Source organism: Mycobacterium sp., assembly GCF_049802695.1.
Lineage (GTDB): Bacteria > Actinomycetota > Actinomycetes > Mycobacteriales > Mycobacteriaceae > Mycobacterium.
Window position 1 is genome coordinate 1 of the sequence record NZ_JBARMY010000334.1, and the last position, 4,247, is coordinate 4,247.

At 63.3% G+C, this 4,247-nt stretch carries 4 protein-coding genes; 1 reads left to right on the plus strand and 3 read right to left on the minus strand.

Translation table 11 applies throughout. The features are described from left to right. On the minus strand, positions 1–1,096 hold a 1,096-nt coding region (gene recA, locus WA317_RS13765), incomplete at its 3' end, for a recombinase RecA (protein ID WP_425173563.1). A gap of 569 nt (positions 1,097–1,665) precedes the next feature. On the opposite strand from recA, the gene WA317_RS13770 reads away from it, so the two are divergent. After that, complete coding sequence (locus WA317_RS13770; RefSeq protein ID WP_425173564.1) at positions 1,666–2,856, plus strand: hypothetical protein; 1,191 nt, start codon at positions 1,666–1,668, stop codon at positions 2,854–2,856. 468 nt (positions 2,857–3,324) lie between these two features. Here WA317_RS13770 and WA317_RS13775 read toward each other — a convergent pair whose 3' ends face one another. Then, positions 3,325–3,519, minus strand: coding sequence for a DUF3046 domain-containing protein (locus tag WA317_RS13775; RefSeq protein WP_425173565.1), 195 nt, complete (start codon positions 3,517–3,519; stop codon positions 3,325–3,327). Between the two features lie 10 nt (positions 3,520–3,529). After that, positions 3,530–4,247, minus strand: a 718-nt coding sequence (locus tag WA317_RS13780; protein WP_425173566.1) for a glycosyltransferase, incomplete at its 5' end; no start/stop codon positions are given.

Consider the following 4,247-nt stretch of genomic DNA (forward strand, 5'->3'; position numbering starts at 1 on the left):
GCCCGATGTTGCCCATTAACGCGGTCTTCCACTGCAAATACTCCACTTGCTTAGCGCCGTGCCCTAGCCGAAAGCGGGCACCGTTGCGGTCACGCCGATTGGGCGACAGATTCCCGTCACCCATCAGTGACCCCAGCACCACCTGGAACTGCTGGTCGCTGAGCACATGGAATTCAGCGGCCAGCACCCGATCTCCGGTGTTGAGGTCACCGGCTTCAGTCCAGCCAGCGGGCGTGCGGATCAGGTGGTTAGGCGTGGCAGCGAACTGTGATTTGCCGTTGCCGGTGGACTTCTCGACAGTGAACTGTAAGAACTGCTCGGCTGGGCCGTTGTTGAACCAGTTCACCACTTTGCGAGGCACGATCCGGTCAGTTATCGGGTCATAGGAGAGCACCTCGACGTCCATCTTGTTGTTGACGATCTTGCCGATTTTTTCAGTGCTGCCGTCGGCGAGCGTTACTCGTGTGGCGTAGTTCATGCACCCGAACATCACGCCGATTTTTTCCCGCAGCTGGTTGATGAAGATCGCGGTGGTGCCGGAATTGTTCAGCGCGCCGGTCATCTTCCGCAACGCCTGGCTCATCAGCCGGGCCTGCAGACCGACGTGGCTGTCACCCATCTCCCCTTCGATCTCCGCTCTCGGCACCAGCGCGGCCACCGAGTCGATGACCAGGATGTCGAGCGCCCCGGAGCGGATCAGCATGTCGGCGATCTCAAGGGCCTGCTCACCGGTGTCGGGCTGGCTGACCAGCAGCGCATCGGTGTCTACACCCAACTTATTGGCGTAGTCGGGATCCAGCGCGTGCTCGGCGTCGATGAATGCCGCGATGCCGCCGGCAGCTTGGGCATTGGCCACGGCGTGCAGAGCGACGGTGGTCTTGCCCGAAGACTCCGGGCCATAGATCTCCACGATCCGGCCGCGCGGCAGACCGCCGATGCCCAGGGCCACGTCCAGTGCGATCGACCCGGTCGGGATGACCGAGATCGGTTGACGTGCCTCGTCACCGAGACGCATCACCGAGCCTTTACCGTAACTTTTCTCGATCTGGGCCATTGCCAGCTCGAGAGCCTTCTCGCGATCAGGGGCTTGCGCCATTGTGTTGCCTCTCGATGTAGTCGGTGTTCAGTTGACCGGATCGGGTCAGTTAGCCGTGACGCTAGAACAGCCCACCGACAAGTCGACGTCTTCGAACGCTCACCACATTAACGAACGTGTGTTCGATGGCAAGGAGACGCGCCGAAGGGGTGGGATTAGACGACAAACGGCCTGACTCGGTGACCGAAGCGGGGTCCAGCTGGTTTAGGCAGCATTAGTGAGCGGTACTGCGGTTGTCGAGCCGCTAGAGTCCTGGGCCAGTACTTTTGCCGAGGAGGTCGCGTGGGAAGCCAGGATTTGCACGTGGTTCCAGCGGCGCTGCGGGCTGCGTCAGCGGTCGTCGCGGGTCATGCACAGCTGGCGTTGCCAGCAAGGACCGGCGGGACGTCGACGGAGGCATCCGCTGTTGCCGCAGATGCCTTCGCCAATGCTTTCGGTGAGTTTTGCGGTGCTTTTTCACATCGGCTGTCAGTAGCGTCGGCCGCGCTAGTGGGCGCCGCCGGTGCGTTTACCGTGACTGAAGACACCAACAGCGCGGCGCTGACATCGGTCTCCTTATAGGGGCAGGCATGGCTGCTGTAGACGGCGCCGGTCCGGTGACCCGGTCACGTATCGAGGCATTCGACCACATCGCGGCCGCGATGAGCGACCTCGCAACCCATTGGCGCGGTCAAGCACAGCGACTCCAGCAAGCCGCCGACGTGTATGTCGAGCAGGTCAACAACCCAAACGGCGCTGAGTGGAGCGGCCAGACCGCAGTGGCGTATTTCGATACTGCACACGCTGACCGCATGGTGGTCCTAGCGGCCGTTACGCACGTCCATGCCATGGCCGATGTCGCCGATCGTGGCGGTGACCGGCTGCTGGCAGCCCAGGAGGCAGCGTTGGAAGCCATCGCTGAGGCCGAAGCCGACAACTTCACCGTGGGCGAAGATCTGTCGGTCACCGACGGCTACGTCTCAAACTCACCTACCGTGCGAGCCGTCCGCCAGGCCGCCGCGGTGGGCCACCGCAACTACATTGACTACCGTGCGGCGCTCGTGACGGCCGAAAACCAGCGAATTGCCGCAGAACTGAACGCTGGCTCCGCCCAGATGGCGGGTATGGCACCTCCGCACTGGCGCCAACCTGTCACCGAATTTGTGCAGCTCAACACCGGCGTCATCACACCGAACCACAAGGGCACGATCCACGCGGTCGACAACCACACCTGGAAACAAGACCCAGCCTCACCCGTCGACCCGAAAGACATGACAGAAGCTGAGGCGCGCGCAGCGTGGGCCACCGTTAACGCTGATATAGCCGATTACAACGCCCGATGCGGACGCGTTTTCGTTTTGCCTAACGAGCAGGCGGCATACAACGCCTGCGTCGCCGCGAAGGGGCCTCTTGATGAGAGGCAAGCCGCAATTAGGGCCCGCATGAAGGACTTGGGCGTACCGATAGAAAACGAGGAGGCTGCGCCGCCGCCTGCGTCCAAAGGCAAGGATGACTTATCGCCATTTCCGCCGCCCACCGAGATCACAGGAGTGACGGGCCACGGAGAGCAGCGAATTCAATTTGGCCGAGACGGTCATGGAGTCAGCGACGAAGCGATGCAGGATGCCGTTGCGCATCCGACAGATCCGCCTAGCTTTAGGCCGGACCAACTTGGTGGGGCTTACGAATATGAGGGCAAAGATGCAGTAGTAGTTCTCAACGAGGACGGGCAAGTGGTGACCGCCTGGCCGACAAACCGTAACGGATGGAGAAACCCTTGATAAGCCTTCTTGACGCTATTCCGACGACGTCGAGAGCTTTAATCGTGGAAGAGCTTAAGCGTCGCGACCCTGCACTCCTTCATGAGCTCCGTACAGCCGCGAAACCGACCAATCAACAGAGTCACGCCATTGTCAATCTACTCATTGATGCGTTGAGCGAGAACTACGGGCCAGGACATATTCCGAATGAGCGTGGAAAGGCGATAGATGATGCGATTGCCGATTACTTCCTAACTTGGCCGAGATATGAGTGAGTCAGCGGCATAAAGCTTTCTTACATCCGATGCGGACGCGTCCCATCAATTCGTCAGCGCACTGCAGAGCTGATTGCTCGAACCACAGCCGCAGACGTCGACACCGAAACTGCGGTGAGGGCATCGAGACTGCGGTGAGGGTGTGCGTTGCGGCCTGTCGGCAGCGCTGGACGCAGACTCGACGAAGATGCAGACGGGACCTAGCCGGCAAACGTCACCATTGGTCGCGGGGGACGTCGAAGTCGACGCACAGCGCCCGCCACACGTCGCGCGGGTCGATGCCGTCTTCGATCGCCTGAGCAGCGGTGCGCCCGCCGAGGCCGGTCAACACATGGTCGGCCAGCACCGAGGCGCCGTAGGCAGCACCGAACCGCAAGGTGACGCGCTCGTGGAACTCCGTCAGCCGCACGTCGTCCAAATTACCCAGCGTGCGCGAGCGCTTCGTGGCACACCTGAACCGGATCGGCGACCTCGGCGATGCTGGCCGAGGCCCGTCGGGCGGCCTCGCGGTAGCGCGACGAGGACAGCACCTTGCCGACCGCGTCCACCATCGCGTCAGCGGTCAACGGCCGGACCAACTGGCCGCTGCCCTGCCGAACCACCCGGTTGGCGATCTCCCACTGATCCCCGCCGCCGGGAACCACCACCAGCGGCACGCCGGCCAGCAGGGCTTTGGCCACCAGACCGTGCCCGCCGCCGCACACCACCACGTCGGCATGGGCCAGCAACGCGTCTTGGCGTCCCCGACCGACCACCGCCCAGGGCGGCACCGTCAGTTCCGGACCGTGCAGCCGAGACACCACCACCCGCGCTCCGGCAGACAAGGTCTTACCGGGAACCAGGCAGTTCAGTGCGGTCTGGGCCATGCCGACCGTCCCGGTCAGCGCGGTCGACGGCGCGATCATCACCACCGGCCCCGGGCCCGGCGGGATCGGCAGCACATGATCGGTTGGCTCGAAATGCAGCGGGCCCACCAGGACGGCTTCGTCCGGCCAATCCGGCCGCGGCACCTCCAAGGCGGGCAAGGTGGCGATCAGTCGTCGCACCGGCCCGGGATCGTCGCCCGGTAAGCCGATCCCGACGCGGACGGTCGCCCGCTGCCGCAGACCGGCGCGCCAGGAGCGGGCGGTCAGCGCC

Excerpts from the sequence above, each read along its gene's own strand:
- WA317_RS13770 (WP_425173564.1), top strand. The coding sequence starts at position 1,666 with ATGGCTGCTGTAGACGGCGCCGGTCCGGTGACCCGGTCACGTATCGAG.